Genomic DNA, 2601 nt, shown 5'->3' with positions numbered 1-2601 from the left:
CTCGAACAACTCGCCAGGGAGAGCCGTTGACTTCCTCCCCCTCCTGAAGGAGGGGGATTCCTACGGCTCGCGCCGTTGGGGTTTCTGCTTCATCGCCGACTGCCTGCCCGGAGTACTCCGTTGAGGTCTTACACCAGCTCCACAGACAGACGCCGTCAGCCCGACGGCCAGGATGTTCTTCGCCGCGTTCACGTCCCGGTCGTGGGTCGTCCCGCAGTCACACGTCCACTCGCGGACGTTCAGCGGCATCTTGTCCTGCAAAGCACCGCATGCGGAGCACAGCTTGGAGGAGGGGAACCAGCGGTCGATCACGATCACTTCGCGGCCGTACCACCGGGCCTTGTACTCCAGCATGCCCCGAAACTCCCACCACGCCGCATCGCTGATCGCGCGGGCCAGGCCAGCATTCTTCACCATGTTCCGCACCGCGAGGTCCTCGATCACGATCGTTTGATTTTCACGAACGAGCCGAGTGGTGAGCTTGTGCAGATGATCACGCCTGCGGTCAGTGATGCGGGCGTAGACCTTGGCGACCTTCCGGCGGGCCTTGGCCCGGTTCGCTCCGTCACCCAGGGCCTTGCGGGCAAGCCTCCGCTGGGCCTGGGCGAGACGGGCGCGGTCGCGACGCTCGTGCCGGGGGTTGGCGACCTTCTCGCCGGTCGAGAGGGTCAGCAGATGGTCGAGCCCGACGTCGATGCCGACGGCCGTGTCGGCGGCGGCCAGCGGCTGGACGGAGGGGTCCTCACACAGCAGGGACACAAACCAGCGTCCGGCCGCGTCCTGCGACACGGTCACCGTGGACGGCAACGCGCCCTCGGGCAGCGGACGCGACCACACGATGTCGAGCGGTTCCGTCATCTTCGCCAGGGTCAGCCAGCCGCCCCGGAACCGGAACGCGCTCGCGGTGTACTCCGCCGACCTGCGCGACCTCTTCCGCGACTTGAAGCGCGGATACCCGGCGCGTTTGCCGAAGAAGTTCGTGAACGCCGTCTGCAGATGCCGCAGGGCCTGCTGCAGCGGGACCGAGGAGACATCGCACAGGTAGGCGAGTTCCTCCGTCTTCTTCCAGGCCGTCAGCATCGCCGACGTTTGGTCGTAGTTCACCCGCTCCTGCCGCGTCCACGCCTCGGTGCGAGCGGCAAGAGCCAGGTTGTAGACCTTCCGCACGCAGCCGAACGTACGCGACAGCTCCGCCGCCTGCGCATCGGTCGGACAGAAGCGGTACTTGAACGCCCGCTTCACAGGGGTCGCTCTCACAACTCACACAGTACCCCGTCAATTCGCGGCGGAGCGCGCGTAGTTGGGGGCAGACGCGGTCCGTCCTGGAGGCGAACCAGCTCTCCCTGCCCCGCTCCGCGGGAGCTTCGATTCCTCCCCGGCCTGAAGGCCGGGGCATCCACGAAGGAGAGCCCCGATGAGTGAGCAGACCGAGCAGCCGGCCGGAGCGGCCGCCGAGGAGCCGGGCCGGGCCGAGCGGGTGGCGGCGCTGCGCCCCGGCTACCTGGCCGAGCTGGCCGAGGGCCCGGAGCGGCTCTTCGAGCCGCCGCGCACCACCTGCCCCTGGTGCGGCGCCGGGCGGCTGACCACCCGGCTGCGCACCACCGACCTGCTCCAGCACAAGCCGGGCCGGTTCGTCCTCGACCGGTGCGAGGCCTGCGGGCACGTCTTCCAGAACCCCCGGCTGAGCGAGGCGGGGCTGGAGTTCTACTACCGCGACTTCTACGACGGCCTCGGCGAGAAGAAGCTCGGCGACACCTTCGGCGGCCGCACCGGGATGTACCGGGGCCGCGCCGAGTCGATGCTGCCGTACGACCCCGCCCCGAAGACCTGGCTCGACGTCGGCACCGGGCACGGCCACTTCTGCGCGACCGCCCGGGAGGTGCTGCCCGGCACGGAGTTCGACGGGCTGGACTTCACCGACGGCGTCGAACTCGCCACCGCCGAGGGCCGCGTGGCGCACGGCTACCGCGGCGCCTTCCCCGACCTGGCACCGCGACTCGACGGCCGCTACGACGTGGTGAGCATGTTCCACTACCTGGAGCACAGCACCGACCCCGAGCGGGAACTGCGGGCCGCGTGGCGGGCGGTGCGGCCCGGCGGCCATCTGCTGATCGAGGTCCCGGACCCCGAGAGCCGCTACGCCCGGCTCCTGGGCCGCTGGTGGCTGCCCTGGCTCCAGCCGCAGCACCTGCACTTCGTGCCGGTCGCCAATCTGCGCCGCCGGCTGACGGACCTGGGGTTCACGGTGGTGGCGGAGCAGCACGCCGAGCCGCACGACCCGGTGGACCTGCTGGCTGCCGTGTGGCTGGCGTTGGACCAGGCCGCTCCGCGCGAGGACGCGCCCTGGCTGCCGCGGCCGCCGGGCGCGCTGCGCCGGGCCGGGCGGGTGGCGCTGCTGATCGCGGGAATCCCGGCGCTCGTCCTGGGTACGCTGCTGGACCGGTTCGCGGTCCGCCCGCTGTCGCACCGCCTGGGTCTGTCCAACGCCTACCGTCTGGTGGCCCGCCGGGACTGACCCGCACGGCGCCGCGCGGCCCCCGTACCGCCCGCCCCCCCCCCCGAAAAGCGGGACGGGCGGTACGGGGGCCGGACCTGGACGGT

The 2601-nt window shown here is 71.0% G+C and carries 2 protein-coding genes; one reads left to right on the top strand and one right to left on the bottom strand.

What is annotated here, in order from left to right; all coding sequences use genetic code 11:
* Positions 1–60 precede the first annotated feature (60 nt).
* A complete protein-coding gene (locus tag ABT085_RS45550; RefSeq protein WP_351622919.1) occupies positions 61–1257 on the bottom strand; it encodes an RNA-guided endonuclease InsQ/TnpB family protein in 1197 nt (398 codons plus the stop codon).
* A 157-nt stretch (positions 1258–1414) separates the two neighbouring features.
* Here ABT085_RS45550 and ABT085_RS45545 point away from each other — a divergent pair, with 157 nt between their 5' ends.
* Positions 1415–2515, top strand: a complete 1101-nt coding sequence (locus ABT085_RS45545) for a class I SAM-dependent methyltransferase (RefSeq protein WP_351622916.1) — start codon at positions 1415–1417, stop codon at positions 2513–2515.
* The last annotated feature ends 86 nt before the right edge of the window (positions 2516–2601 follow it).

It is taken from the genome of Streptomyces sp. NPDC002265 (assembly GCF_040296125.1).
Taxonomy (GTDB): domain Bacteria; phylum Actinomycetota; class Actinomycetes; order Streptomycetales; family Streptomycetaceae; genus Streptomyces.
This window is presented reverse-complemented; position numbering and strand designations above follow the sequence as displayed.